The 23,468-nt window shown below is 61.0% G+C and carries 26 protein-coding genes and 1 rRNA gene; 10 read left to right on the plus strand and 17 right to left on the minus strand.

Going from position 1 to position 23,468, the window contains the following annotated elements:
- Positions 1-29: 29 nt before the first annotated feature.
- Genes istA (ACZ5IU_RS03500) through ACZ5IU_RS03515 form a run of 4 tightly spaced genes read left to right on the plus strand, consistent with a single transcriptional unit; the run spans position 30 to position 3,470 of the window.
- Positions 30-1,535: an IS21 family transposase gene (gene istA, locus ACZ5IU_RS03500; RefSeq protein WP_464420569.1), complete on the plus strand. Its 1,506-nt coding sequence runs from the start codon at positions 30-32 to the stop codon at positions 1,533-1,535.
- Positions 1,532-2,326 carry an IS21-like element helper ATPase IstB gene (gene istB, locus ACZ5IU_RS03505; protein ID WP_464420571.1) on the plus strand — a complete coding sequence of 265 codons (795 nt, stop codon included), beginning with the start codon at positions 1,532-1,534 and terminating at the stop codon, positions 2,324-2,326. The genes istA (ACZ5IU_RS03500) and istB (ACZ5IU_RS03505) overlap by 4 nt, the downstream gene beginning before the upstream one ends.
- Positions 2,323-2,472: a hypothetical protein gene (locus tag ACZ5IU_RS03510; RefSeq protein ID WP_464420573.1), complete on the plus strand. Its 150-nt coding sequence runs from the start codon at positions 2,323-2,325 to the stop codon at positions 2,470-2,472. The genes istB (ACZ5IU_RS03505) and ACZ5IU_RS03510 overlap by 4 nt, the downstream gene beginning before the upstream one ends.
- 5 nt (positions 2,473-2,477) lie before the next feature.
- Entirely contained in the window at positions 2,478-3,470 is a 993-nt protein-coding gene (locus tag ACZ5IU_RS03515; protein ID WP_464420575.1) for a lipoate--protein ligase, read from the plus strand.
- Between the two features lie 86 nt (positions 3,471-3,556).
- Here ACZ5IU_RS03515 and rpsI read toward each other — a convergent pair whose 3' ends face one another.
- From rpsI to ACZ5IU_RS03580, 13 genes are all read right to left on the minus strand, one after another.
- Positions 3,557-3,952: a 30S ribosomal protein S9 gene (rpsI, locus tag ACZ5IU_RS03520; RefSeq protein WP_464420577.1), complete on the minus strand. Its 396-nt coding sequence runs from the start codon at positions 3,950-3,952 to the stop codon at positions 3,557-3,559.
- Positions 3,953-3,975: 23 nt separating this feature from the next.
- Positions 3,976-4,410, minus strand: coding sequence for a 50S ribosomal protein L13 (gene rplM / locus ACZ5IU_RS03525; RefSeq protein WP_464420579.1), 435 nt, complete (start codon positions 4,408-4,410; stop codon positions 3,976-3,978).
- Positions 4,411-4,580: 170 nt separating this feature from the next.
- Complete coding sequence (locus tag ACZ5IU_RS03530) at positions 4,581-5,630, minus strand: nicotinate phosphoribosyltransferase (RefSeq protein WP_464420581.1); 1,050 nt, start codon at positions 5,628-5,630, stop codon at positions 4,581-4,583.
- A gap of 8 nt (positions 5,631-5,638) precedes the next feature.
- On the minus strand, positions 5,639-5,869 hold the full coding sequence (gene secG, locus ACZ5IU_RS03535) for a preprotein translocase subunit SecG (protein WP_464420583.1): 231 nt from the start codon (positions 5,867-5,869) through the stop codon (positions 5,639-5,641).
- A 44-nt stretch (positions 5,870-5,913) separates the two neighbouring features.
- On the minus strand, positions 5,914-6,528 hold the full coding sequence (gene rdgB, locus ACZ5IU_RS03540) for an RdgB/HAM1 family non-canonical purine NTP pyrophosphatase (protein ID WP_464420585.1): 615 nt from the start codon (positions 6,526-6,528) through the stop codon (positions 5,914-5,916).
- Positions 6,494-7,258, minus strand: a complete 765-nt coding sequence (gene rph / locus ACZ5IU_RS03545; RefSeq protein WP_464420587.1) for a ribonuclease PH — start codon at positions 7,256-7,258, stop codon at positions 6,494-6,496. Before rph ends, rdgB begins: the two co-directional genes overlap by 35 nt.
- Before the next feature lie 20 nt (positions 7,259-7,278).
- A complete protein-coding gene (locus tag ACZ5IU_RS03550) occupies positions 7,279-7,992 on the minus strand; it encodes a GerMN domain-containing protein (RefSeq protein ID WP_464420589.1) in 714 nt (237 codons plus the stop codon).
- Positions 7,993-8,034: 42 nt separating this feature from the next.
- Positions 8,035-9,651, minus strand: a complete 1,617-nt coding sequence (locus ACZ5IU_RS03555) for an N-acetylmuramoyl-L-alanine amidase family protein (protein WP_464420591.1) — start codon at positions 9,649-9,651, stop codon at positions 8,035-8,037.
- Positions 9,644-11,026 (minus strand): TldD/PmbA family protein, encoded by a 1,383-nt coding sequence (locus tag ACZ5IU_RS03560; RefSeq protein ID WP_464420593.1) that lies wholly within the window; start codon positions 11,024-11,026, stop codon positions 9,644-9,646. The genes ACZ5IU_RS03555 and ACZ5IU_RS03560 overlap by 8 nt, the downstream gene beginning before the upstream one ends.
- Positions 11,023-12,048 carry a low-specificity L-threonine aldolase gene (ltaE, locus tag ACZ5IU_RS03565; RefSeq protein ID WP_464420595.1) on the minus strand — a complete coding sequence of 342 codons (1,026 nt, stop codon included), beginning with the start codon at positions 12,046-12,048 and terminating at the stop codon, positions 11,023-11,025. Before ltaE ends, ACZ5IU_RS03560 begins: the two co-directional genes overlap by 4 nt.
- 20 nt (positions 12,049-12,068) lie before the next feature.
- Positions 12,069-12,896 carry a PHP domain-containing protein gene (locus tag ACZ5IU_RS03570; protein WP_464420597.1) on the minus strand — a complete coding sequence of 276 codons (828 nt, stop codon included), beginning with the start codon at positions 12,894-12,896 and terminating at the stop codon, positions 12,069-12,071.
- A complete protein-coding gene (locus tag ACZ5IU_RS03575) occupies positions 12,893-13,414 on the minus strand; it encodes a chemotaxis protein CheW (protein ID WP_464420599.1) in 522 nt (173 codons plus the stop codon). The genes ACZ5IU_RS03570 and ACZ5IU_RS03575 overlap by 4 nt, the downstream gene beginning before the upstream one ends.
- 50 nt (positions 13,415-13,464) lie before the next feature.
- Positions 13,465-13,974, minus strand: coding sequence for a metallophosphoesterase family protein (locus ACZ5IU_RS03580; protein WP_464420601.1), 510 nt, complete (start codon positions 13,972-13,974; stop codon positions 13,465-13,467).
- A gap of 163 nt (positions 13,975-14,137) precedes the next feature.
- Here ACZ5IU_RS03580 and ACZ5IU_RS03585 point away from each other — a divergent pair, with 163 nt between their 5' ends.
- The 3 genes from ACZ5IU_RS03585 to deoC are packed head-to-tail and all read left to right on the plus strand — an operon-like array spanning position 14,138 to position 16,247.
- Positions 14,138-15,094, plus strand: a complete 957-nt coding sequence (locus ACZ5IU_RS03585; protein WP_464420603.1) for an SDR family NAD(P)-dependent oxidoreductase — start codon at positions 14,138-14,140, stop codon at positions 15,092-15,094.
- 15 nt (positions 15,095-15,109) lie between these two features.
- Positions 15,110-15,496 (plus strand): hypothetical protein, encoded by a 387-nt coding sequence (locus ACZ5IU_RS03590; protein ID WP_464420605.1) that lies wholly within the window; start codon positions 15,110-15,112, stop codon positions 15,494-15,496.
- A gap of 58 nt (positions 15,497-15,554) precedes the next feature.
- Entirely contained in the window at positions 15,555-16,247 is a 693-nt protein-coding gene (gene deoC, locus ACZ5IU_RS03595) for a deoxyribose-phosphate aldolase (RefSeq protein ID WP_464420607.1), read from the plus strand.
- Between the two features lie 96 nt (positions 16,248-16,343).
- On the opposite strand, the gene ACZ5IU_RS03600 is transcribed toward deoC, so the two are convergent.
- Genes ACZ5IU_RS03600 through ACZ5IU_RS03610 form a run of 3 tightly spaced genes read right to left on the minus strand, consistent with a single transcriptional unit; the run spans position 16,344 to position 19,462 of the window.
- Positions 16,344-17,564, minus strand: a complete 1,221-nt coding sequence (locus ACZ5IU_RS03600; protein ID WP_464420609.1) for a dicarboxylate/amino acid:cation symporter — start codon at positions 17,562-17,564, stop codon at positions 16,344-16,346.
- A gap of 39 nt (positions 17,565-17,603) precedes the next feature.
- Complete coding sequence (locus tag ACZ5IU_RS03605) at positions 17,604-18,776, minus strand: pyridoxal phosphate-dependent aminotransferase (protein ID WP_464420611.1); 1,173 nt, start codon at positions 18,774-18,776, stop codon at positions 17,604-17,606.
- An 11-nt stretch (positions 18,777-18,787) separates the two neighbouring features.
- On the minus strand, positions 18,788-19,462 hold the full coding sequence (locus ACZ5IU_RS03610) for a 4-carboxy-4-hydroxy-2-oxoadipate aldolase/oxaloacetate decarboxylase (protein ID WP_464420613.1): 675 nt from the start codon (positions 19,460-19,462) through the stop codon (positions 18,788-18,790).
- 155 nt (positions 19,463-19,617) lie between these two features.
- On the opposite strand from ACZ5IU_RS03610, the gene ACZ5IU_RS03615 reads away from it, so the two are divergent.
- From ACZ5IU_RS03615 to istB (ACZ5IU_RS03625), 3 genes are all read left to right on the plus strand, one after another.
- On the plus strand, positions 19,618-20,478 hold the full coding sequence (locus tag ACZ5IU_RS03615) for a LysR family transcriptional regulator (protein WP_464420615.1): 861 nt from the start codon (positions 19,618-19,620) through the stop codon (positions 20,476-20,478).
- 109 nt (positions 20,479-20,587) lie between these two features.
- Entirely contained in the window at positions 20,588-22,093 is a 1,506-nt protein-coding gene (gene istA / locus ACZ5IU_RS03620) for an IS21 family transposase (RefSeq protein WP_464420569.1), read from the plus strand.
- Positions 22,090-22,884: an IS21-like element helper ATPase IstB gene (istB, locus tag ACZ5IU_RS03625; RefSeq protein WP_464420571.1), complete on the plus strand. Its 795-nt coding sequence runs from the start codon at positions 22,090-22,092 to the stop codon at positions 22,882-22,884. Before istA (ACZ5IU_RS03620) ends, istB (ACZ5IU_RS03625) begins: the two co-directional genes overlap by 4 nt.
- Before the next feature lie 458 nt (positions 22,885-23,342).
- On the opposite strand, the gene rrf is transcribed toward istB (ACZ5IU_RS03625), so the two are convergent.
- Positions 23,343-23,458: ribosomal RNA gene (gene rrf / locus ACZ5IU_RS03630) — 5S ribosomal RNA — on the minus strand.
- Positions 23,459-23,468 lie beyond the last annotated feature (10 nt).

Raw genomic sequence — 23,468 nt, forward strand, 5'->3', positions numbered from 1 at the left:
ACCACGACGATGAAGCCGGAGGGGAAAGGATGCTCAGTGTGGACCAGTACGAATACATACGGACCGCTCAGCGGATTTACGGCAAGAACGTGAGCGAAATAGCCAGGGAGACGGGGCATTCACGCAACACGGTGAAGAAAGTGCTTCGGGGGGAATTCACAGGCTATTCTCCAAGAAAGATCCAGCCTTTTCCGGTGCTCGGCCCCTATCACGAGATCATATTCAAATGGCTGGAAGGGGACCTTGAAAGTCCGAAGAAGCAGCGCCATACGGCGAAGCGGATATATACCCGACTGGTGAACGAATACGGGTTTACCGGAAGCGAAACGACAGTGCGGCGCCACGTGGCGGCGGTCAAGAGAACGCTCGGCTTGAAAAGTTCCGGGGCATTCATCCCCCTGGAGCCGTCACCGAGAGGAGAGGCGGAGGCGGACTGGGGAACCGTCGCTGTAATCCTGGGCGGAGAAGCCGTACGGGTGAAATGCTTCTGCATGAGATCGAAGTACTCGGGAACGCCCTTTGTCCGGCTCTACCCCTGCGAACGGCAGCAGGCCTTATTCGACGGGCTCAGCCGGGGATTCGTCTATTACGGGGGAGTCTTTCCCGTAGTGATCTTTGACAACCTGAGCGCGGCGGTGGAGAAGGTTCTTCTCGGGAAAGAGAGGAAAGAGCGGGAAAGCTTCGTCCGGTTTCGCTCCTGGTACACCTTCATCGGCCGCTTCTGCTCGCCGGGACGGGGAAACGAGAAGGGCGGAGTCGAAGGGCTCGTGGGATTCGCGCGCCGGAACTTCCTGACGCCCGTCCCGCAGGGAGAAAGTCTGGAGGACATCAATGACAGACTTGTGGAGGAATGTCTCTCCTACGGCTCCCACAGGATCGCCGGGCGGGAAGGAACCGTAAGGGAGCTTCACGAGGCGGAAAGGGAGGTCCTCATTCCCCTTCCGCGCCACCCCTACGGCAACGAACAGACCGTACCGGTGAAGGCGGACAAATACGCCACCGTCATGGTGGACAAGAACCGGTACTCCGTCCCCGCCTCCTACGCCGGCCGGCCGCTCAGGGCGATCCTCACGGTGGACAGGATATCGGTCTACAGCGGAGGAACCCGGGTCGCCGACCACGGAAGGAAATACGGGAACAACCACTGGATCCTCGATGCGGACCACTACCTGGAGCTTCTCCGGGAACGGCCGGGAGCCTTCCGGGACGCCCGCCCGCTTACGGAATGGAAAAAGACATGGAGCGAATCCATGAACACCCTTCTGGAACAGTTCCGGGAACGTCGGGGAGAGAACCGGGGAATCAAGGAATTCATCGACGTCCTGCTCCTCGCCAGGAATTACGGGCAAAAGCCGGTTGAGGACGCGGTGGAACGGGCTCTTGAGAGCGGACTGGGCAGCGCCGCTGGAATCCGCTGCCTGCTTGAAACGGCCGGGACGCGGGAGGAGTTCGTCCGTCCCCTCGAATCGGAACGGTGGACCGTGCTTCCTCCGGCGGACGTATCGGCCTATTCTGTCCTGGAGGCCAGACAATGAACGCGGGACTCCTCATGCAGGTTCAGGAAAACCTGAAGAGCCTCACCCTCGGCAACGCCGCCCGACACCTTGAAGAACGCCTCCGGCAGGCCGAGGAACGGGGAGCGAGCTACGAAGAATTTCTCCTTGACGTCACGGAACTGGAACTCCAGATCCGCTCGGAGAACAGGGAAAAGAGAAGGTTGAAGGAAGCCCGGTTCTCCCTGGTCAAGACACTGGGAACCTTCATCTTCGAAGAGGCTCCGCAGCTTGACAGGCGGCTCATCGGGGAACTGGCCGCCGGAGACTACATCTCCCGGCGCCGGAATATCCTCTTCCTGGGCAAAAGCGGGTGCGGGAAGACGCACCTCGCCACCGCCCTGGGAATAGAAGCCTGTCGGAAGAACATGCGGGTGCGGTTCACGACGGCCTGCAACCTCGTCAACGAACTTCTGGAAAGCCGGGGAGAGAAAACCCTTGCGCGGACCCTCGGAAAGTACACCCGGTACGATCTTCTGATCGTGGACGAACTCGGGTACGTTCCTTTTTCGAAGGAAGGAGGCGAGCTTCTGTTCCAGGTCTTCGCGGAACGACACGAGCGCGGATCGGTCATAGTAACGACGAACCTTGGATTCGGCAGCTGGACGGAAGTCTTCGGCGACCCGAACATGACGGCGGCCCTGCTTGACCGTCTGACCCACAAGGCGCACATCATCGAGTGCGCGTGGGAGAGCTACAGACTGAAGGAAACTTTGAAGGAGGGACGGAAGAGAAGCCGGATACAACTCAAAACGGAAGGCGCGGAAGAATGACCGAGGTGGTCAAAATTCGGCTATCACTGGTGATCAGATTTGCGTTGTCAAAACCATCCCTCCGCGGGGCGATTGATGACGCCGCCGGAAGGGTGCTTTCACTGAGGTTCGAAAAGAACGCGACGAAATCTATCTTCGAGAGGTGAGAGCCATGTTGTTTTTCAGGGGTCCGGAGTACGATCCGCGCATCAATCTCGCATTCGAGGAGACGCTTTACCGGAGCGTCCGTGCCGGCGATGAGGGCATATTCCTGCTCTGGCGGAACGCTCCCACAGTTGTCGTCGGACGCTTTCAGGACACGGCCGAAGAGGTTCGGGAGGATATCGTGAACGATCGCAGGATCGGGGTCGTCCGCCGCATCACGGGCGGAGGCGCCGTATATCACGATCTCGGGAACGTCAACTATTCGTTCCTGTTTCCGGGGACGGCAACAGGAACGCTCGACTTCGCGCCGTTCACGGCCCCTATCCTTCGAGCACTCCGGCGGCTCGGCGTCCCGGCCGAACGGACCGACCGCAACGACCTCACGATCCTCGGACGGAAATTCTCGGGAAACGCGCAGCACATGGACGGACACCGCATCCTTCATCACGGAACACTGCTGTTCGACTCCGACCTTTCCGTCCTGTCGGACGTCCTCAGGGTACGGGAGGACAAATACCGTCCGAAGGGATTCGCGTCCGTCGCGAGCCGTGTGACGAACATCCGCCCGCATCTCGGCGCCGAAACCGGCATGGAGGATTTTTTCGTCGTTCTCAAGGACGAGGTGGAACGCGAATACGGACTCTCTCCGCTCACGGTGACGGATGAGTTCCGCGGTTCGGTCCGGCGCCTCGCGGAAGAGCGCTACGCGTCGCGTGCGTGGACCTGGGGAGACGGCAGAGAACGGGATGTGCGGAAGGAACGGCGGTTCGAAGGGGTGGGACGAATCGAGGTGCGCATGGACATCCGAAATGGAGTGATGCGGAACGTGGCCTTTTTCGGAGATTTCTTCGGAGCCGAGGATCTCACCCCTGTCGCCCAAGCGCTCGACGGCCTACCGCTCGAAAATGCCGCCGTGAAAGGCGCTCTCGCTCCGCTCGATATCGGCAGTTTCTTCTATCGCGTCCGTGAGGACGAACTCGTCTCGTTTCTGTGTTTCTGAACGCTTCAGGCAAAAAAAACGGGGACGGGATCGAACGACCCTGTCCCCGTTGCATGCACACCCTGTTGCGCGAAACGAAGCGACGATTACCGCTTCGAGTACTGGAACTGGCCCCGGGCGCCCTTCTGACCGTACTTCTTCCGCTCGACCATTCTCGGGTCGCGCGTGAGAAGACCGGCCTTCTTGAGTACCGGCCGAAGCTCCGGGTTCATCTTGATGAGCGCGCGGGCGATGCCGAGACGAACGGCGCCCGCCTGTCCGGTCAATCCGCCGCCGCTGGCGCGCACAAACACGTCGACCTTTCCCTCGATCGTCGCGGTCTTGAGGGGCTGCATGGCCTGCAGCTGCCAGACGAGACGCGGGAAGTAATCCTCGACCGTGCGTTCGTTGATCGTGACGACACCGTTTCCCGGAAGCACGCGCACGCGGGCGAGCGCGTTCTTGCGCCTGCCGGTTCCCCAGAAACAGGAAGGAGTATTCATCGTTTTCTGTCCTCCTCTTCAGACTAAAGGTCGATCGCGACGGGTTGCTGCGCCGCGTGCGGGTGGTTCGGCCCCGCATAGACCTTGAGCTTCCGCCAGTACTTCAGGCGGGTCTTGGGGAGCATGCCCCTGACGACTTTCTCGATGAGATACTCCGGCCGTTTATCGAGGACTTCTCCATATGTCCGAACCCGCAATCCGCCGGGATACCCGCTGTAGTTGTAGACTTTCGCGTTCTCCCGCTTGGATCCCGTGAGTTTGACCTTTTCCGCGTTGATGATGACGACAAAATCGCCGCAGTCGACATGCGGCGTATACGTAGGTTTCGTCTTGCCCATAAGCATCATGGCGACGGCGGACGCAACCCTTCCGAGGGGCTTGTCCGTGGCGTCGATCACATACCACGAATGGGCGACGGTGTTCTTCGTGGCCATAAATGACCGGTGGTCGCTGGTCATGGGGTTTCCTCCTTTGAAAGTGCCTTTTTCCCGTTCTCAGTGTTCCATGATCGGACACCGTGCCTTTTCGACGGTTCTCGTGCGCTCTTTCGCATCGCGGGGACGTGGCAAGGATCCCCGAAAGGCGCGGCACGAAAATACATCGGAGCGGCCGGTGCGCTCACGGCGATTTATTGTACCCGATGCAACCTCGAACTTGCAAGTACCCCCGGCAAACGTCCACGTTTCGCGATCGGTCGGCCGTCTATGACCTTGAGGTCCATCGTCATGTCGATGGGCGTGGCGTCCGAAATGTAGCTCCCGACGCCAAAGGAAGCCGCGCCCGCGGCGGAGAGGATGCGGATGCGATCCGGATTCAGTCCGCCGGATACGATGATCTGCACATGGGGGAATCCTGCGGCATCGAGTCGGTAGCGGATCTCCCGGACGAGATCGACGGTGACGCCGCCCCGTTCCCCGGGCGTATCGAGCCGGACTCCCGAAAGGCTGTCGCCGAGGGCCAACGCGACGCGCAGACTCTCTTCGGCTTCATCCTTGAACGTATCGACGAGAACGATTCTCGGTTCTTCCGACGGAACGACCTCGTCGTAAACGCGCGCGAGCTCGACCGTATCTCCCATGATCAGAATCGCGGCGTGCGGCACCGTTCCCGAAGGTTCGGTCCCGGCGAGTTTCGCGCCGAGGATACAGCTCGCCGCCGCGCATTTGCCGACCGCGACCGCGGTTCTCTCCATGACCGGCGCGATTGCCGGATGGACGTGTCTCGCTCCGAAACAGAGAACCGGTTTGCCTTCCGCGGCGTCCACGCACTCCCGGGCCGCGGTGGCCCATCCGCAGGAACTCGCGAGTATCCCCAGAAGAACCGTCTCGTACATCCCGAAGGCGGAGTACGGTCCCGCGATGCGCATGACGACTTCGCGGGGATCGAACGCATCTCCTTCGCTCAGGGAGTCGACGGTGACGTCGCGTCCGTCGAGGAGCCGGAGAACTTCGGGCAATCCCGCAAAGAGCCCCTTCTTCCGGGCGAAAACCTCCGCGACCACTTTGGCATCCAGCTTTCCCGCCCGCCGGAGGACATCGCGCGTCTTGACGAAGTAGATATCCGTCGTGCAGCCTGCAACGATTTCTTCGTGCGTCGCCGAAAACAACCGTCCGCCCGGAACGCGCATCGAGCGGACGTCATCCAGCGTATCGATCCCCCGCAGCTTTCCGCAGGTCATCGGAGCACCTATTTTGTCATGAGGACGAGAATGACGGAAGTCACCATGAACAGGGTCGTGAGGATCACCGTGATCTTGGTGAGTCCCGTGAAACGCTGCCATTGATTGTTGCCCATATCGGCCTGCGTTCCTCCGCCGAAGATTCCGGCGAACCCGCCCTGCTTCCGCTGCTGGAGCAACACGACCCCCGACAGGGCAATACAAAGGACGATATGGATCAGTCCGAGAACGATCTTCACCGTGCGCACCTCCTAGAAATTTCGGACACAATTCAAACGGATAGTTATTGTAGCATACCCCGGAGCAAAAGCATATTCACCAGCCGGAATGAAGCGATCGCCCGGTGCGATATGCGCTGCTTCACGCTTCTGTCGAGTTCTCCGAAGCTCCGTTCGTACCCGTCCGGAGCGAAGAGCGGATCGTACCCGAAGCCGCCTCCTCCTCTGGGTTCCCGGAGGATCCGTCCCCAGCACGTCCCTTCGCAGATCAGCGTGAAGGTCCCGTCGGGAACGCAGAGCGCGAGCGCCGCAACGTAGCGCGCCCTCCGGTCAGGTTCCCCCGGCGTCTCTTCTTCGCGCTCGGAAAGACGGCCGAGGAGCCATTCGTTCCGGAGGACATCGGTCGCGGCCATCCGCGCGGAATAGATTCCGGGCGCCCAGTCGAGGGCGCGGACTTCGACTCCGCTGTCGTCCGCGACGGCGGGAATTCCCGTCCTTTCCGCCCAGGCCCGTGCCTTGAGAAGCGCGTTCCCGGCATACGTGAACCCCGTCTCCTCGACATCGAGGGAGGCGACATCCCCTCCGAAAAGGATCTTCAGGCCCGTGGGGGCGAGAAGTTCCGCCATTTCGGCGTACTTGTTCCTGTTACCGCTCGCAAATATCAGCGCATCGGGACGCACAGGCCGCGATCTCCTCATCCGTCAGTTCGAGCGCGCGCCGCTCTTCGCCAATGATCCGCGCGATACCGGAAGCTGCCAGGCCGAGCATCCCGTCGAGCTCCGCCCGATCGAACGGGGCGGCTTCGGCCGTTCCCTGAAGTTCGATGAACTGCCCTCGTTCGTTCATGACGACGTTGCAGTCGACTTCCGCCGTCGAATCCTCCTCGTAGCAGAGATCGAGGAGGACGCGCCCCCCTACCTTTCCGACGCTGACCGCCGCGGTGAACGCCACGAGCGGAATATCGGCGAGCGCCCCGCGCGCGAAGAGCGTCCTGAGACAGTCTACGAGCGCGACAAAGGCACCGCAGATCGAAGTCGTCCTTGTTCCTCCGTCGGCCTGGAGGACGTCGCAGTCGAGCCAGACGGTCCGCTCTCCGAGACGGTCGAGGCGGACGGCCGACCGGAGCGACCGGCCGACAAGCCGCTGAATTTCCGAGCTTCTCCCGTTTCCCGCGGAACTCCGGGGCGTACGAACATGCGTCGATCGGGGAAGCATCGCGTACTCGGCCGTCACCCATCCTCTGCCGGTTCCCCGGAGAAACGGGGGGGCCTTTTCCTCCAGTGTCGCGGTACACAAGACACGGGTATTTCCGAACGAGGCCAGAACCGATCCTTCGGCGTATCGGGTAAAGTGTCGTTCAAAGGTGACGGGACGAAGGTCGCCGTCGTTCCGGCCGTCGCATCGCACCATGTGTTTCCCCCCTCAGTCGCCTATTCGGGCAGTTTCCACGGAACCGTGAGATCCACGGGAGCGCTTCCGCGGGTGACCTGTCCCTTCACGAGAAAGCGGACGACTGCGATCGGCGGAAAGTTTTCGCGCAACGTCCGGATCACGGCCGTTATGAAGAGCAGACTGTTACGCTCCCCTATCTTCGTGAGCGCATCGGGGAATCGCGGGTCGAAATCGAGAAAAACGACATCGCCGTTGCGAAAGACGTGGATCAGCGCGGTCTCGTTCGGAATACCGGAAGCTTCCGCAATCTTCCCGACGCAGGTCCGGATATCGTCCTCCATGAGGTCCGAAAGAATCGAAAGCTTTTCCTGAGCGATCGAACCGTCCTTCGGAAGCGACAGGGTGACCGAGATTTTCCGCGCACCGAGAGACACGTTCTCCTTGCCGCCCATGAGCTCGGCCGCTCCCTTGGCATCCTGCACGACGTCCTTTCTCGGGAGAATCTTCTTTTGCGAGAGCACTTTCAGTCCGTAGGAGGCTCCCCCGTATCCGACGGCGAAAAAGAGGACGACAAGCCCCACCCATGCGACAAAGCGGAGGATGCGCGGCGCCTTTTTCCCGGGTTCGGCATCCTCATCCCTGTCGCGACGCGTGCGGCCTCTGCGTTCCCGGAGTCCGGCCCCTTCCTCCCGAACCTCGAGATTGTTTTCCGGCAACACAAAATCGTCCTGCTCGTCCTGTCGTTCCTTCATCGGGTATCCTCCCTTCCCGCAATCTCCCCGGATATCTTCCGCCTACCTGCTTTGCAGATAGGACAGAATACCCCTGGCGAGAGCGGTCGCGCATTTTTTCTGATATTCGGCCGATGCGAGCATTCTCGCCTCTCCGGCCTCCGTGAGAAATCCCGTTTCGACAAGCACTGCCGGCATCGTGGCTCCCCTGAGGACAAAAAAAGGCGCCTGGGCGACGCGACGCATCGGAAGCCCTCCCTGGTTTCCCGAACGGAAAAGGTATTCCGCAGCCGTGGTGCTGTCGCTGATCTTCGCGTTCTGCTGCATATTCCCGAGGATGTTCAGAAGCAACTGCGTTCTCCGGTCCGACGCGGCGGACTCCTTTTTGTCATTATCCGCCGCGAGGTCTCTGTTTTCAATCAGTGCGAGCCGCATCGCGTCCTTGTCCGTCGGCAGCGCCATCAGATATATTTCCATGCCGCGCGCGTGATGCCCAGCCGGGAGCGCGTTCGCGTGAATGCTGACGAAGATGTCGGCCTTCCAGCGATTCGCGAGTTCCGTCCGCTCCTGAAGGCGAAGATACGTGTCGTTCGTTCGCGTCATCCGGACGTCCACTCCCATGTCACGGAGTTCTTCCGCGAGCTTCAGTCCGATCCCGAGATTCACGTCCTTCTCGCGGATGCCGTTCGAGATCGCGCCGGGATCCTTTCCGCCGTGTCCCGGGTCCACCGCGACGATGAGCTTCCCTACCTGGTTAAGCGACACCCCCTTCCGCTTCACCCCGCGGACATCGGGCGCCGGTTTCCGAGGCTCCTTCCCAGCTCCCGACTCGCCTGACGCGGGGGGTTTCGCTCCGACCGGAAGCGTAAAATCGGCGACGAGGCGCGTCGGTCCCCTGAGCTGGAAATACTCGGTCTTCGCCCCGTTCGACGCGAGTTCGAGAACGGCACTGTCGCCGAATCCCGTCACGGAAAGGCGGATTTCCTCCGGATACGGAGTCCCCGAAACGGAGATATCCTCCGGGAACGGGGTTCCGAACGTGAAGCGAAGCGTTCCCCCGGATCCCTCGACGGCGGGAGGAGTATCTCCCGCATACTCCAGAACGGCACGGATTTTCCCCTCCGGACGCCCCCACCGGATCCCCCTGAGCAACGGCAGGGACGGTCCGGTCCGGTCATGTTGCCAGATAGCGGCCTTTTTCGCCGGCGCTGCGGGATCGGGGACGTCGGACGCAACCCGTCCTGCCTGTTCCTGAACGTCCACTTCGCGGAACGAAAGGACCGATTCCTTCCCCGCGCCGCGCAACAGTCCGGAAACCGCCTTCAGGGCGGAACGTTCCTCGAGCCACCAGGCCCCTCCTCCGCGTACGGCCGGGCCTGCCATGGGAACGAGCTCGACGTTGAGCCATACGGCGGTGGCGCCCTCGACGATCTGCAACCGGTCGCGGTCTATCTGGAGCACGAGCGTATCGTTCTTCTCCGTCGCATCGCACGCGAGAAGGCGTGCCATCGCAGATACGGAAACGTAGAGAGACTTTCCCATTTTCATGTCAGGGACGGCGCCGAGATCCTTGTCTCCGTGAAAGAGATGCTTTTCCCCCGCGCTGCCGGCCGCGGCCCCCGCGACGACCAGAAGAAACGCTACGATCAGCGCCCGCACGGCGCCACGAAACTCAGTCACCCGCGACCATGACATCGCGAACCACCATCGTGCAGGCCCCGACATTCCCGCGGAGCGTCAGGTCATCGGCGACGCCGTCCACGCGCAGAAGCAGGTCCTGAAGGGTCCCGGCCATCGTCATTCCGGAGATCGGGGCGCCAGTCTCGCCGCCGCGCAGCAGGACCCCGCGAATCCCCAGAGAGTAGTCTCCGCTCACGGGGTCGACCGTATGCAACCCCATCAGCTCCGTGACCAGAATCCCTTTTCCGACGGAAGCGACGAGATCCTCCCTTGAGCGCCGTCCCGGGCCCATCAGGAGATTGCTCGCCGAAACGTCGGGGGGCGAGCAGACGGAGCGACACGCGTTTCCCGTCGAGGAAACGCCGTCTTCGGCGGCGTTCCGGAGATCGTAGAGGTATCCCGTCAGTATCCCGCGGTCGAGAAGCGACGTCCGCGAGGTGGGAACTCCCTCGTCGTCGAAGGGAGCCGTTCCCATCCCTCCGGCGAGCCGGCCATCGTCGACGAGCGACAGTTCGCGTCCCGCGACGGGTTCCCCGATTTTCCCGGCGAGGAACGACTGCTTCCGGTGAACCGACGACGAAAGAAAGAGGTCGCCGAGGACATCGAGAAGATCCGCGACGACCGGAACGTCCAGAACGAGATCGTACCGCCCCTTCGCGACCGCCCTTCCGCCGAACGTCAGCGCCGTTCTCCGGACCGCCTCGCGTGCGGTGGCACAGGGATCGACTGCGTCGAGCCGATGCGACTGCGCGTCGTATCCGCCCATGTTCCGGGTCAGGCCGTCATCGAGGACGACCGTCGTTCCGAGCGAGACTCCCGTCATCCGGCTCCACCCGAGAATCCCCGTCGACGTCACGTAGCAGCGGGCGCTTTCCCAGTCGTTCCACTCGGCGCTCCTGACCGAACACACCCGCACCCCCCGGAGCGGGGGAACCGAACGGGCCGCATCCGTCATGCGCACGCACGCATCGACGCGATCCTTCCGGGCGAGAGACGGAATCCTCTCGTCGACGAGCATGAGATCGCCGGGATCTCCGGCGCTCCGGAATACCGCCACGTCGGGCAGGCGAACCCACGGATCGGCGTCGCCAGCCCGGCAGTTCCGCATCCCCCATTCCGGCAGGGCGGACAACGTATCTTTCGCGAAATCATTCGTCGCGACGACTCCCTGGCGTCCGTCAGCGTCGACGAATCGAAGGCCGATGGATTTTTCTTCCCCGGCGGCATCCTCTTCCGGTTCCCCGTCGCACAGCGAAACCGAAAAAGATCGCGACATGTCGAAGATCGCATCGACGCCTGCGGCTCCCAGGCGCATCGCCCCGTCGATCAGGGACAGGAGGATTCCCTCGGCATCCTCCGTACGGATCCCCTTCATCCTGCCCTGCGGGCCTCCCGGACGATGCACTCGGCAGCCCTGACCGCGTTCTCCGAGGTGACGTCGAGGTGCGTCACGAGACGAATCCGGCTCTCGTCCGCGGGGTTGAAGAGGATGCCGAGCGCGGCGCACCGGGACGCCAGAGCGGCGGCATTCGCAACGGAGAAGTACACCATGTTCGTCGGCTTTCTGACAGGCTGGACTTCGATTCCCCCGTCGCGAAGGATTTCGGCGATACGCGCCGCGTTTGCGTGATCCTCGGGCAGGCGCGCGATGTTGTGCTCGACCGCGTAGAGTCCTGCGGCGGCGAGTACGCCCACCTGCCGCAATCCGCCCCCGACCTTCTTGCGCCAGTGACGCGCGCGACCGATGAAGTCGCGCGATCCGCAGATGACACTTCCGACAGGAGCCCCGAGGCCCTTCGAAAGGCATATCTGGACCGAGTCGACCTGTTTCGCGAATGCGTCGACGCCGACATTCCACGCGGCTGCGGCATTGAAGACGCGGGCTCCGTCCATGTGGACCGCGAGCCCCTTCTCCCTCGCGACGCGGACGACGCCTGCAATCTCTTCGGGAGACGACGCCGTTCCTCCGCGGCGGTTATGCGTATTCTCGACGCAGAGCAGCTTCGCCGGCGCGACGTGGACATTCGAGGCGCGACAGTGCGCCGCGACCTGTCCGGCGTCCGGCACCCCCGTGGCGTCGTCCGCGACGAGCGGCAGGATGCCGCCGAGCGCGGAAAGTCCGCCTCCTTCGAAGAAGAGGATGTGGCATTCGCTGCCGAGAATCGCCGCATCGCCCCTGTTGCAGTGCGTCAGGAGTGCGACGAGGTTTCCCATCGTTCCCGACGTGGCGAACAGCGCGTCCTCGTGTCCGGCCATCCCCGCCATCCGTTCCTCGAGGCGCCGGACCGTGGGATCCTCGCAGTAGACGTCGTCGCCGACCTCGGCTTCGTACATGGCGCGCCTCATCCCTTCGGACGGACGCGTCACGGTGTCGCTTCGCAGATCGATCTGGTTCATCAGGATACAACCTCCTTTTATCATAACGAAACTCCCAGTCGCGCCCACGGAGTCAGATCTTCGCTGACGGCGATTCCCATGGAGACACCCGGGCGATTGTCGCCGTGGTAGTCGGAACCAGCCGTCGGAAAGAGGGCAAGTTCCGAGGCGATTCGAAGGTACGTGAAGACCTGTTCGGGCGTGTGTCTGGAAGACATGCACTCGAGTCCCCAGAGACCGAGGCTTTTGAGTTCGCGGAGAATCTTCCGGAGGACATCCGGGTCCCCGGTCGTCTGCCCGGGGTGGGCCAGCACCGCGACCCCTCCGGCCTTCCGGATGATCCCGATGCATCTTTCGGGAGAAAGACGATAACGCGGAACGTAGGCCGGGGCATCGTGCGCCAGGTACCGGACGAACGCGGACGCCATGTCGGGAACGCGCCCCTTGCGTACCATCACTCGCGCGATATGGGGACGGGCGACGACCTCGCCGTGCGCCTCGGCCTCGACCTCTTCGATGGAAACGTCGTGCCCGAGTTTCTGGAGACGCAGGCAGATCTCCCTGTTTCGCACGTCCCGCCCGCGACGCAACTCTTCGAACTCCTTCTTCAGTTCGGGATGGTCGGGATCGTAGCGATACCCGAGGATGTGAAGGACGCTGCCGAATTCGGCCGAGAGCTCCACCCCGGAGACCCCCGCGACCCGGCAGCGGCGGCACGACACGAGAAAATCCGCCACGCCCTCTGTCGTATCGTGATCGGCGAGACTCATGACGGAAATCCCGAGCGCAGCCCCCTTCTTCGCAAGATCCAAGGGACGCGTGGTTCCGTCGGAACAGGTGCTGTGAACGTGGAGATCGACAAGTATCATGCGGTGGCGACTGAGGTCTTTTCCTCCTCGAGAATCTCTTCGATATCGAACAGGACCGGAAGGTCGAGAAGGACGATCAGACGGCCGTCGGTATGCTTCGCCACTCCGAGGAGGTACTTTTTCTCCATCGACGAGCTGATCTGTCCGGCCTGCTCGATCTGTGAATCGTAAATGGTACACACCTCGCGGACCGAATCCACGAGGATGCCGAACTGGATTTCGCTCCAGGAGATAACCACGATCCGCGCCTCGTCGGTCAGCTCCCTGTGGTTCATACCGACCTTCATCTGCATGTCGAACACGGGGACGATGTTTCCCCTGAGGTTGATCACCCCGCGGATGTATTCCGGCGCGTTCGGCACTCTGGTGATGAACGGGGGCACGCGGACGATCTCGCGTACGGCCTTCACATCCACACCGAAATCCTCGTTGTCGAGGGCGAAAACCAGCGTGATATGTTCCGCTCCCTTTGTCTCGACGTTCTTCTTCAGGCTTTCAGGATTCACAGACAGATCCATGAGTCGTCCCTCCCGGGGGTATCCCCAACTCCGATTCCGTTACGGAAATACTACCACGATTCCAGGTGCAGCAAATCTCCGGAAAGCGTCACGATTCTGATTTCGTGCGCGTATACGACCGCGACGCTCGCCGGATCCCGACCGAGCGGGAGGGAACACGACCCGGGGTTCAGAAAGATCGTCCCCTCTTCCCTGACAAGAGCCGCGACGTGCGTATGTCCCGATATCGCGAGTGCGGCCCCCGATCGGAGCGCGACTTCGCGAAACGACGGGAAATCGGTACCGTGCGCGAGAAGAATGGAACGCCCCGCCCAGAAGAGCGACGCAAGAGGAAGCAGCGGAACCCGGAGAATCCGTTCGGCGCCCCTGTCCGCGTTTCCCCACGCGACAACGAGCGGCAGCGAACACTCGTTGATCCGTTCCGCGAGATCGCTGCCGCTTTCGGACAGGACATCCCCCGCGTGAAGGATCCCGTCCGCCGTGCCGAAAAGTCCGCACGCGGCGTTCCATGCATCGACATCTCCGTGACTGTCGGAGAGAATCCCGATCCGGGCTATCATCGCCTCACACCTCCATGTGGCACACCTGCCATGATTGGCGCGTGAAAAACAGGTGAACATGGTCTTCCGCAGAGTGCTATACTACACTGATCACCATGCGGGACCAAACCTTCGGTTCCGCATACGAGTCTATTGTAGCATGGAGAGATCGGAGGCGCTGCCTATGCACCGTCACGCCCTCGTCACGGGCGGAGCTGGATTCATCGGAGCCCACCTGTGTACTCGCCTGTGTACGGACGGATGGTTCGTAACGATCGCCGACAATCTGAGCACCGGCTCCAGAAAGGCCGTAGCGGGGCTTCTCGAATCGCGTCAGGCCGAACTCCTCGAATGCGATATCCGAAACACGGATACGCTCGCGCCCCTTTTTGACCGGATCGGGTGTGTTTTCCATCTCGCCGCCGAAGTTTCCGTTGCGCGTTCGATGATACACCCCGATGTCTGCGCTGACGTGAACGTCCTCGCCTTCGTCCGCCTCCTGCACATCGCCGGGAAACGCCGGATTCCCGTCGTATACGCGAGTTCTTCGGCGGTCTACGGAAACAGGGACGATTGCTCGATCGCGGAGGATACTCCCCTGCGTCCCACATCCCCCTACGGCGCGAGCAAGGTGGCGGGAGAGATTTTCGCCCGCGTCGCAACGACATCGTCGGGAGTCCCGACGATCGGACTCCGCTTCTTCAATGTCTACGGACCGGGACAGAACCCGGACGGAGAATACGCCGCCGTCGTTCCGGCATTCATCCGGGCGGCGCTTTCGGGACACTCCCCCAGGATCTACGGCAACGGACTTCAGACGAGGGACTTCGTCTTCGTCGGCGATGTCGTCGAAAGCCTTCTCGAGTCGGCCCGACGATCGGCCGAACTCGCCGGCGACGTTTTCAACGTCGGCAGCGGACGGGCGACATCGATCCTCGAACTTGCGGACATCACGGGATCCTACGCACCACTCCCGCGACCGTCCCCTGTCTTCCTTCCCCCCCGGCCGGGAGATATCCGCAACAGCTGCGCCGATGTCGGGAGGATGCGGTCCGTTCTCGGAACCGGAATCCCGACATCGCTCCGTGACGGCATCGCCGAAACCGTAAGCTCGTTTCGCCGTCGCGCCACCTCCTTCTGAAAGGACTGAAACGATATGGATGACGAAACGCAGCGTTGCGAAAAATCAATTGGAGAAATGATCGATTCTCTCGAACTCGTGTCGGCCAGACTCGTCGAAGCCGTCTCACGTACGGCGCAGCTCGCCTCCTCCGCCACGCCCGAGATGCAACGCATCTTCAACGAGTGGCTCGCCATAGTGGGAGATCAGATCAGAAACTGCGTCGGAGACGACGGAGACGTAGACGTCGCGGGCATCGCGCACCGCATCGGCATCGACGAAAGCACCGTTTTTTCGGTGCTTCTGGCGCTGCACAGGAACGGGAAAATCCGGATCGAACGCGTGAAGGCCGTCGTCACGGACGCCCGCGATACGGAAATCTGCGGGTGTCTTCTGAAAGGAGGGGAAAGCCATTCCCACTGATATCGAATTGCTCGCGAAAAAGGCCCACAGACAGGCGGCAATGGCGGAGGCCGGTCTCATGCCGCTTCCGTCCGCAGGAGACGTTCGGCCGATGATGGAGACGACGCTGCTTTCTCCGGCGGTGCAGCGGAAGGATGTCGAACGCGTTTGCAGGGAAGCGGCGCACTACGGCTTCGCTGCCGTATGCGTCTGCCTCTCGTGGATCGAAACTGCCGCGGAACTCCTGAAGGGAACGGACGTCAGAGCCGTTGCGGCCGTCGATTTCCCGTTCGGGGCAACGCCGTTTTCCTTCAAGGCCGATGCCGTTCGCTGGGCAGCCGAACGCGGCGCCCGGGAGGTGAACGTCGCCGTTTCGCTCGCCCCCCTTCTCGCGGGAGACAAACTCTCCGTCCGGAAGGAACTTCAGACGATACGCCAGGCGGTTCCGGACATACCGCTCAAGGCCGTCCTCGAAACGTCGAACCTTTCCGATGCCGAAATCATCATGGCCGTCCGGTGCGCGGAAATCAGCCGGTTCGAGTTCGTCGCGGGAGGGACCGGTTTCTTTGGTCCCACGGCGCTTCCCGCCGCATCGGTTCTCTGTTCCGCCGCCCCTTCTTCCATGAAGGTCGCCGCCGCTGGAGACTACAAATCGGTCAAGCAGATCACCCCGCTCGCCGCGATCGGCGTCACGCGGATTCTCTCGTCGTCCCCCGTATCCCTGCTTGGGCTCGATCCGATACCGGACGAGGAGAAACCTGCGGAATCCTGACCGGTGCGTTCCTGAAGATGAACGAGCTCCGGAATGCACGAGGGAAGCGACGTACGCCGCTTCCCTCGTGTTCTTTCGCCGTCGGCCGGGAGGAGATCAGACGTCGAACTTTTTCCAGTCGAGCTGTCCGTATTTCGCGCCGCAGATCGTCGTTCCGACAAGATCTCCGGTAACGTTCGCGGTCGTGTGGGGAATATCGATGACAGGCCAGACCGCGGCGAGAATCGGGACGAGCCCGAGCGGCATCCCGAGGCTTTCGAAGAGGACCGCCGACATCACGATCCCGGCCCCTTTCACGCCTGCGGCACCGACAGAGAGGATCAACCCGAGAAAGAGCATCTGAAGGACGATCCCGCTCGTCAGGGGAATCTGGAAGACGTCGAGCGCGAAGACGGAAATGACCCCGAGCGCCACGGCGAAACCGTTCATATTCGCCGTATTCCCGAGCGGCAGGGCGAAACCGTAGATCGACTCCGGAAGGCCGAGCTTCTCCTCGGCGATGCTCATCTCGATCGGAAGCGTCGCGGCGCTCGACGTTGTTGTCGCCGCGACGAGCATCGCGGGGGCGATATGTCCGAAGAATCGCGCGACAGGAACGGACCAGAAGCGAAGCAGCAACGGATAGAGCACGACGAGAACGATGGCGATCCCGACGTAGTCCGCGAGGATGAACTTCGCGACTGCCATCATCATTTTGCTCCCGAGCGTCCCCGTCAGAACCGCCACGAGCGCGCCGATCCCGTACGGGGCGAAGTTCATGACGAATTCCGTCAGTTTGATCACGACATCCGACATCTGATTCATGAAGCGGATGACGACGTCGGCTTTCTCTTTCAGACACAACAGGGCGACACCGACGAGAAGCGCGAAGACGATGATCTGGATCATGTTCATATTCGCCATCGCTTCGGCGGGGTTCGTGGGGATCCAGTTCAGAACCGTATCAACCGGCGAATACTTCGCGATGTTCATCTGCTGTCCAGCACCGCCGAGAATCCCTTCGACGCCGCGTCCCGGGCGCAACAGAAGCCCGATTCCGACGCCGCATGCGGCGCTGACGAGCGTCGTGACGAGGTAGAACGAAACGATGAAGCCGCCGATCTTCCTGAGGCTTCCAGGGCTTTCCATACGCGTGACACCGGAAACAAGAGTAAAAAAGACAAGCGGAACGATCAGCATCTTGAGAAGACGGATAAACGCATCCCCGACGGGACGGATGACCGTCACCTTCGGTCCGAGAAGAAATCCGGCTGCGGCGCCGACAATGAGCATGACGAGAATCTTCCTGGGCATGGACATTCCGAACCACCACTTCATGAAACTCACCTCTCTGATTATGAGATTTCAAAGCGGCAATCAGGCGCTCGCGATCGCGTCCGCTATCCGGCCCGCGGCATTTTCGAGATTCTCCATTGACGTTGCGAAGGAAAGCCGTATATTCTTCCGCGCGCTTGCGCCGAACACCTCTCCGGGCGTGACCGCGACATGAGCCTCTTCGAGGAGGAACGTGGCGACGCCATAGGAATCCATTCCGCGGAACTCCACCTCCGGGAAGAAATAGAACGCCCCCTCGGGCTCTGGGCACCGGAAACCCGGGATCCGGTTCAACATTCCCGCAATCCTGCGTCGGCGGGAATCGTATTCGGCGACCATTCCAGCGATGCAGTCCTGCGGTCCTTCGAGCGCGGCGGTTCCGGCGAATTGGACAAACGACGCCGCACAGGTCAGGACGTGCTGCTGAACCTTCAGGATCTGTGCGTACAGATCGGCCGGCGCCCCGAGATAGCCGAGGCGCCACCCCGTCATCGCGTGCGACTTCGACATTCCGTTCACCGTCGCGGTGCGATCCCGCATTCCAGGCAGCGACGCGAGACTGATGTGTCGTCTTCCGTCGTAGCGGATCTTTTCGTAGATCTCGTCGCTGAGAACCCAGAGATTCCTGTCGACGGCAAAGGAGCGAACCACCTCGGCCTCTTCGGCACTCAGGACGCGTCCTGTGGGGTTGTTCGGAGAGTTGACGAGAATCGCTTTCGTTCTTCGGGATACCTTCTTTTCGAGAACCTCGCGCGTGATTCTGAAGGAATCGGCAGGGGCAAGCCCCACACCGACTGGAGTCGCGCCGACGAGCGATATGAGGGGTTTGTAACTCACCCAGGCCGGTTCCAGAACGATCATCTCGTCCCCGGGGTCGAGCATCGCCTCGATCGCCATGAACAGAGCCGCCTTGCCGCTTGCTGTGACGAGAATCTCCCTATCCGGGTCGTAGACGATTCCGTTTTCGTCGCGGAATTTCGCCGCCACGGCCCGACGCATCCCGGGAACGCCCTTGCTCGCGACGTAATGCGTCTGGCCTTCCGAAATCGCGCGAAACGCCGCGTCGACGATATGATGCGGCGTCACGAAGTCGGGATCTCCGCCGCCGAGATTGATGACGTCGATTCCCTCCTGCTGCATCTGTCTCGCGCGGTCCGAAATCGCGACCGTTCCCGATTCTTCGAGCGCTCCGATTCTCTTCGACACTTCCGGCACGACACCGCCTCCTATTCGGGGATCTTCAGTCCCAGTTTTCCCAGGCTTTCTCCGAGTCCGAGAAGATCGAACAGCGATTCTCCCCGACCCATACGGGCGACGAAATCTTCTTCCTTCGCGAGAATCGCCCGTGACGCCGCAAGAGTCGCCGGCGCGTCGGCCGACGGAACGACGACGACGCCATCCGCGTCGGCGGCTATCAGGTCGCCGGGATGCACGGCGGTACCTCCGCACGCTATCGGAATATTTACCGATCCGGGGGACACCTTGAATCCTCCCTGGGGCGAAATTGCCCGCGCGAAGACGGGAAAACCCAGTTTCACGAGTTCGCGGCTGTCTCGAACCCCTCCGTCGATGACGAGTCCGCCGAGTTTCCTGTGCATGGCCATTCGCGTCATGAGACCGCCCCACAGCCCCGTGTCGTGGATCCCTCCGGCATCCACGACGAGAATATCGCCATCGCAGGCCATTTGAAGCGCCACGTGGAGGAGAAGGTTGTCGGCCCTGTATGTCTGGACTGTGACTGCGTTGCCGACAAGACGCATTTCGGGACTCAGGGGTTTGATGGCGTACGACATGCATCCGAACCTCCCCTGAGCGTCCCCGATCGTCGGAACGGCGATCTCGCGAAAGCCCTCGATAACTTCCGAAGCGATCGGAGACACGCGACGATTGATGCGATACATTCGCGATTCCTCCTCCTTTGCATTGACGGTCGCATCACCTTACAATGCACATGCATAGGCGCCGCCGGATCAAGAGTACCGGGCAGTCGTATAAAAGTAAAACAATAATTTTGCATATTTAATATTATTTTCCTAGATAGGTTGTGGCAGCGAAAATGCTGAACAGAGGAATCGAAACGTTTCTCGCCGTCGTCGCGGGGGGAAGCATCAACAGCGCGGCGCGGATGCTCAACATCACACAATCGTCGGTAAGCCAGAGGCTGAAAAAACTCGAGGACGAAATCGGCTATGTCCTCATCGACCGCAGGAAAGGCGGACGGACGATACGCCTCACGCCAGCGGGAGAATCGTTCTTCCTCGTTGCGGAAAATATGCAGTCGTTGCTTCAGGGCTTATCCGGGGAGACATTTCAGGGTGGATCTCTCAAGATCGGTTGCGTCGACAGCATCAATATCTTCCTGCTCAGCGAAATGTACAAGGCGATGCGGCGCCATTCGCCCCCGGTCCAACTCAATATAGGAACGCACCAATCCGGACAGATTTACGATCTGGTCGAAAGACGCGAACTCGACATCGGATTCGTTCTTCAGGAACGGCGGTCGCAATACCTGCGCGTTACCCCTTTCTGGAAGGAAGACATGCTCGTCATCCGCGCTCGGCAGGCCAGCTTGCCGCCGCTCGTCTCCCCTTCCGAACTGGATCCGAGGGAAGAACTCTGCATCAACTGGGGACCAAAATATCAACTGTGGCATGACCGTCACTGGAATCCAATGATCTCCCCCGACGTTCAGCTCGACACGATCGGACTCATACGGCTCCTTCTCGAGTCGAAAGGACAGTGGGCGATCGTGCCGTCATCGGCGCGCCCCATTCTCGAGGCACAGGGATATGTCTTCCAGCGCCTCTCATCCCCGCCCCCCGAACGAGTCTGTTACCAGATCGTTCACCGGTATCCGCGCGCAGGCGCCGTCCGGGCCCTGAAGATCTGGGAGGCCATTTTGGTTTTGGTACTCTAAAATTGACCACTTTAGAGGCGAACGAGAGCCGAAAATTGACCACCTGACCATAGCTCCGGGTATCATCGGCGGGGACGCACACCACGACGATGAAGCCGGAGGGGAAAGGATGCTCAGTGTGGACCAGTACGAATACATACGGACCGCTCAGCGGATTTACGGCAAGAACGTGAGCGAAATAGCCAGGGAGACGGGGCATTCACGCAACACGGTGAAGAAAGTGCTTCGGGGGGAATTCACAGGCTATTCTCCAAGAAAGATCCAGCCTTTTCCGGTGCTCGGCCCCTATCACGAGATCATATTCAAATGGCTGGAAGGGGACCTTGAAAGTCCGAAGAAGCAGCGCCATACGGCGAAGCGGATATATACCCGACTGGTGAACGAATACGGGTTTACCGGAAGCGAAACGACAGTGCGGCGCCACGTGGCGGCGGTCAAGAGAACGCTCGGCTTGAAAAGTTCCGGGGCATTCATCCCCCTGGAGCCGTCACCGAGAGGAGAGGCGGAGGCGGACTGGGGAACCGTCGCTGTAATCCTGGGCGGAGAAGCCGTACGGGTGAAATGCTTCTGCATGAGATCGAAGTACTCGGGAACGCCCTTTGTCCGGCTCTACCCCTGCGAACGGCAGCAGGCCTTATTCGACGGGCTCAGCCGGGGATTCGTCTATTACGGGGGAGTCTTTCCCGTAGTGATCTTTGACAACCTGAGCGCGGCGGTGGAGAAGGTTCTTCTCGGGAAAGAGAGGAAAGAGCGGGAAAGCTTCGTCCGGTTTCGCTCCTGGTACACCTTCATCGGCCGCTTCTGCTCGCCGGGACGGGGAAACGAGAAGGGCGGAGTCGAAGGGCTCGTGGGATTCGCGCGCCGGAACTTCCTGACGCCCGTCCCGCAGGGAGAAAGTCTGGAGGACATCAATGACAGACTTGTGGAGGAATGTCTCTCCTACGGCTCCCACAGGATCGCCGGGCGGGAAGGAACCGTAAGGGAGCTTCACGAGGCGGAAAGGGAGGTCCTCATTCCCCTTCCGCGCCACCCCTACGGCAACGAACAGACCGTACCGGTGAAGGCGGACAAATACGCCACCGTCATGGTGGACAAGAACCGGTACTCCGTCCCCGCCTCCTACGCCGGCCGGCCGCTCAGGGCGATCCTCACGGTGGACAGGATATCGGTCTACAGCGGAGGAACCCGGGTCGCCGACCACGGAAGGAAATACGGGAACAACCACTGGATCCTCGATGCGGACCACTACCTGGAGCTTCTCCGGGAACGGCCGGGAGCCTTCCGGGACGCCCGCCCGCTTACGGAATGGAAAAAGACATGGAGCGAATCCATGAACACCCTTCTGGAACAGTTCCGGGAACGTCGGGGAGAGAACCGGGGAATCAAGGAATTCATCGACGTCCTGCTCCTCGCCAGGAATTACGGGCAAAAGCCGGTTGAGGACGCGGTGGAACGGGCTCTTGAGAGCGGACTGGGCAGCGCCGCTGGAATCCGCTGCCTGCTTGAAACGGCCGGGACGCGGGAGGAGTTCGTCCGTCCCCTCGAATCGGAACGGTGGACCGTGCTTCCTCCGGCGGACGTATCGGCCTATTCTGTCCTGGAGGCCAGACAATGAACGCGGGACTCCTCATGCAGGTTCAGGAAAACCTGAAGAGCCTCACCCTCGGCAACGCCGCCCGACACCTTGAAGAACGCCTCCGGCAGGCCGAGGAACGGGGAGCGAGCTACGAAGAATTTCTCCTTGACGTCACGGAACTGGAACTCCAGATCCGCTCGGAGAACAGGGAAAAGAGAAGGTTGAAGGAAGCCCGGTTCTCCCTGGTCAAGACACTGGGAACCTTCATCTTCGAAGAGGCTCCGCAGCTTGACAGGCGGCTCATCGGGGAACTGGCCGCCGGAGACTACATCTCCCGGCGCCGGAATATCCTCTTCCTGGGCAAAAGCGGGTGCGGGAAGACGCACCTCGCCACCGCCCTGGGAATAGAAGCCTGTCGGAAGAACATGCGGGTGCGGTTCACGACGGCCTGCAACCTCGTCAACGAACTTCTGGAAAGCCGGGGAGAGAAAACCCTTGCGCGGACCCTCGGAAAGTACACCCGGTACGATCTTCTGATCGTGGACGAACTCGGGTACGTTCCTTTTTCGAAGGAAGGAGGCGAGCTTCTGTTCCAGGTCTTCGCGGAACGACACGAGCGCGGATCGGTCATAGTAACGACGAACCTTGGATTCGGCAGCTGGACGGAAGTCTTCGGCGACCCGAACATGACGGCGGCCCTGCTTGACCGTCTGACCCACAAGGCGCACATCATCGAGTGCGCGTGGGAGAGCTACAGACTGAAGGAAACTTTGAAGGAGGGACGGAAGAGAAGCCGGATACAACTCAAAACGGAAGGCGCGGAAGAATGACCGAGGTGGTCAAAATTCGGCTATCACTGGTGATCAGATTTGCGTTGTCAAAACCACCATTTCGACCCCGATCCGGAATGCCGGTACCGCGACGCCGGCCACGTGATGAAAAGGGCTCCAGAAGGAGATCGGGTCCTTTATGTATGGAAGCTGGATGGGAGCGACATATTGTTTGCGGATCATTCTACTCATTGCGTCTGCGGGGACGGTTGTCATCTCGGGAACGGGTACGTGGGGAGCGTCCAGCTGGGGTTATAGAGTGTTACGGGTTACGGGGTATGAGTTTTGGTTTGGTTTTGGTTTGGTTTGGTTTTGGTTTGGTTTGGGTTTGGTTTGGTTTGGTTTGGTTTGGTTTGGGTTTGGTTTGGGTATGGGGTAAGGGTTATGGGGGAATGAGGAGTATTCGGAAACGCCGTACGGAGATCCGGGGGAAGGAGGGGGGGAGAGCAAAAAAAGGTATCAGGCGACGACCTACTCTCCCGCGGATACCCTCCGCAGTACCATCGGCGCTGGAGGGCTTAACTTCCGGGTTCGGCATGGAACCGGGTGTGTCCCCTCCGCCAGGGTCACCTGATACCTCTTTT

The sequence above is a fragment of the Lactivibrio alcoholicus genome (genome assembly GCF_055390895.1).

Coding starts and splice junctions, on each gene's coding strand:
- istA (WP_464420569.1), top strand. CDS start 30: ATGCTCAGTGTGGACCAGTACGAATACATACGGACCGCTCAGCGGATT.
- istB (WP_464420571.1), top strand. CDS start 1,532: ATGAACGCGGGACTCCTCATGCAGGTTCAGGAAAACCTGAAGAGCCTC.
- ACZ5IU_RS03510 (WP_464420573.1), top strand. CDS start 2,323: ATGACCGAGGTGGTCAAAATTCGGCTATCACTGGTGATCAGATTTGCG.
- ACZ5IU_RS03515 (WP_464420575.1), top strand. CDS start 2,478: ATGTTGTTTTTCAGGGGTCCGGAGTACGATCCGCGCATCAATCTCGCA.
- rpsI (WP_464420577.1), bottom strand. CDS start 3,952: ATGAATACTCCTTCCTGTTTCTGGGGAACCGGCAGGCGCAAGAACGCG.
- rplM (WP_464420579.1), bottom strand. CDS start 4,410: ATGACCAGCGACCACCGGTCATTTATGGCCACGAAGAACACCGTCGCC.
- ACZ5IU_RS03530 (WP_464420581.1), bottom strand. CDS start 5,630: ATGACCTGCGGAAAGCTGCGGGGGATCGATACGCTGGATGACGTCCGC.
- rph (WP_464420587.1), bottom strand. CDS start 7,258: ATGGTGCGATGCGACGGCCGGAACGACGGCGACCTTCGTCCCGTCACC.
- ACZ5IU_RS03550 (WP_464420589.1), bottom strand. CDS start 7,992: ATGAAGGAACGACAGGACGAGCAGGACGATTTTGTGTTGCCGGAAAAC.
- ACZ5IU_RS03560 (WP_464420593.1), bottom strand. CDS start 11,026: ATGAAGGGGATCCGTACGGAGGATGCCGAGGGAATCCTCCTGTCCCTG.
- ltaE (WP_464420595.1), bottom strand. CDS start 12,048: ATGAACCAGATCGATCTGCGAAGCGACACCGTGACGCGTCCGTCCGAA.
- ACZ5IU_RS03570 (WP_464420597.1), bottom strand. CDS start 12,896: ATGATACTTGTCGATCTCCACGTTCACAGCACCTGTTCCGACGGAACC.
- ACZ5IU_RS03575 (WP_464420599.1), bottom strand. CDS start 13,414: ATGGATCTGTCTGTGAATCCTGAAAGCCTGAAGAAGAACGTCGAGACA.
- ACZ5IU_RS03580 (WP_464420601.1), bottom strand. CDS start 13,974: ATGATAGCCCGGATCGGGATTCTCTCCGACAGTCACGGAGATGTCGAT.
- ACZ5IU_RS03585 (WP_464420603.1), top strand. CDS start 14,138: ATGCACCGTCACGCCCTCGTCACGGGCGGAGCTGGATTCATCGGAGCC.
- ACZ5IU_RS03590 (WP_464420605.1), top strand. CDS start 15,110: ATGGATGACGAAACGCAGCGTTGCGAAAAATCAATTGGAGAAATGATC.
- deoC (WP_464420607.1), top strand. CDS start 15,555: ATGCCGCTTCCGTCCGCAGGAGACGTTCGGCCGATGATGGAGACGACG.
- ACZ5IU_RS03600 (WP_464420609.1), bottom strand. CDS start 17,564: ATGAAGTGGTGGTTCGGAATGTCCATGCCCAGGAAGATTCTCGTCATG.
- ACZ5IU_RS03610 (WP_464420613.1), bottom strand. CDS start 19,462: ATGTATCGCATCAATCGTCGCGTGTCTCCGATCGCTTCGGAAGTTATC.
- ACZ5IU_RS03615 (WP_464420615.1), top strand. CDS start 19,618: ATGCTGAACAGAGGAATCGAAACGTTTCTCGCCGTCGTCGCGGGGGGA.
- istA (WP_464420569.1), top strand. CDS start 20,588: ATGCTCAGTGTGGACCAGTACGAATACATACGGACCGCTCAGCGGATT.
- istB (WP_464420571.1), top strand. CDS start 22,090: ATGAACGCGGGACTCCTCATGCAGGTTCAGGAAAACCTGAAGAGCCTC.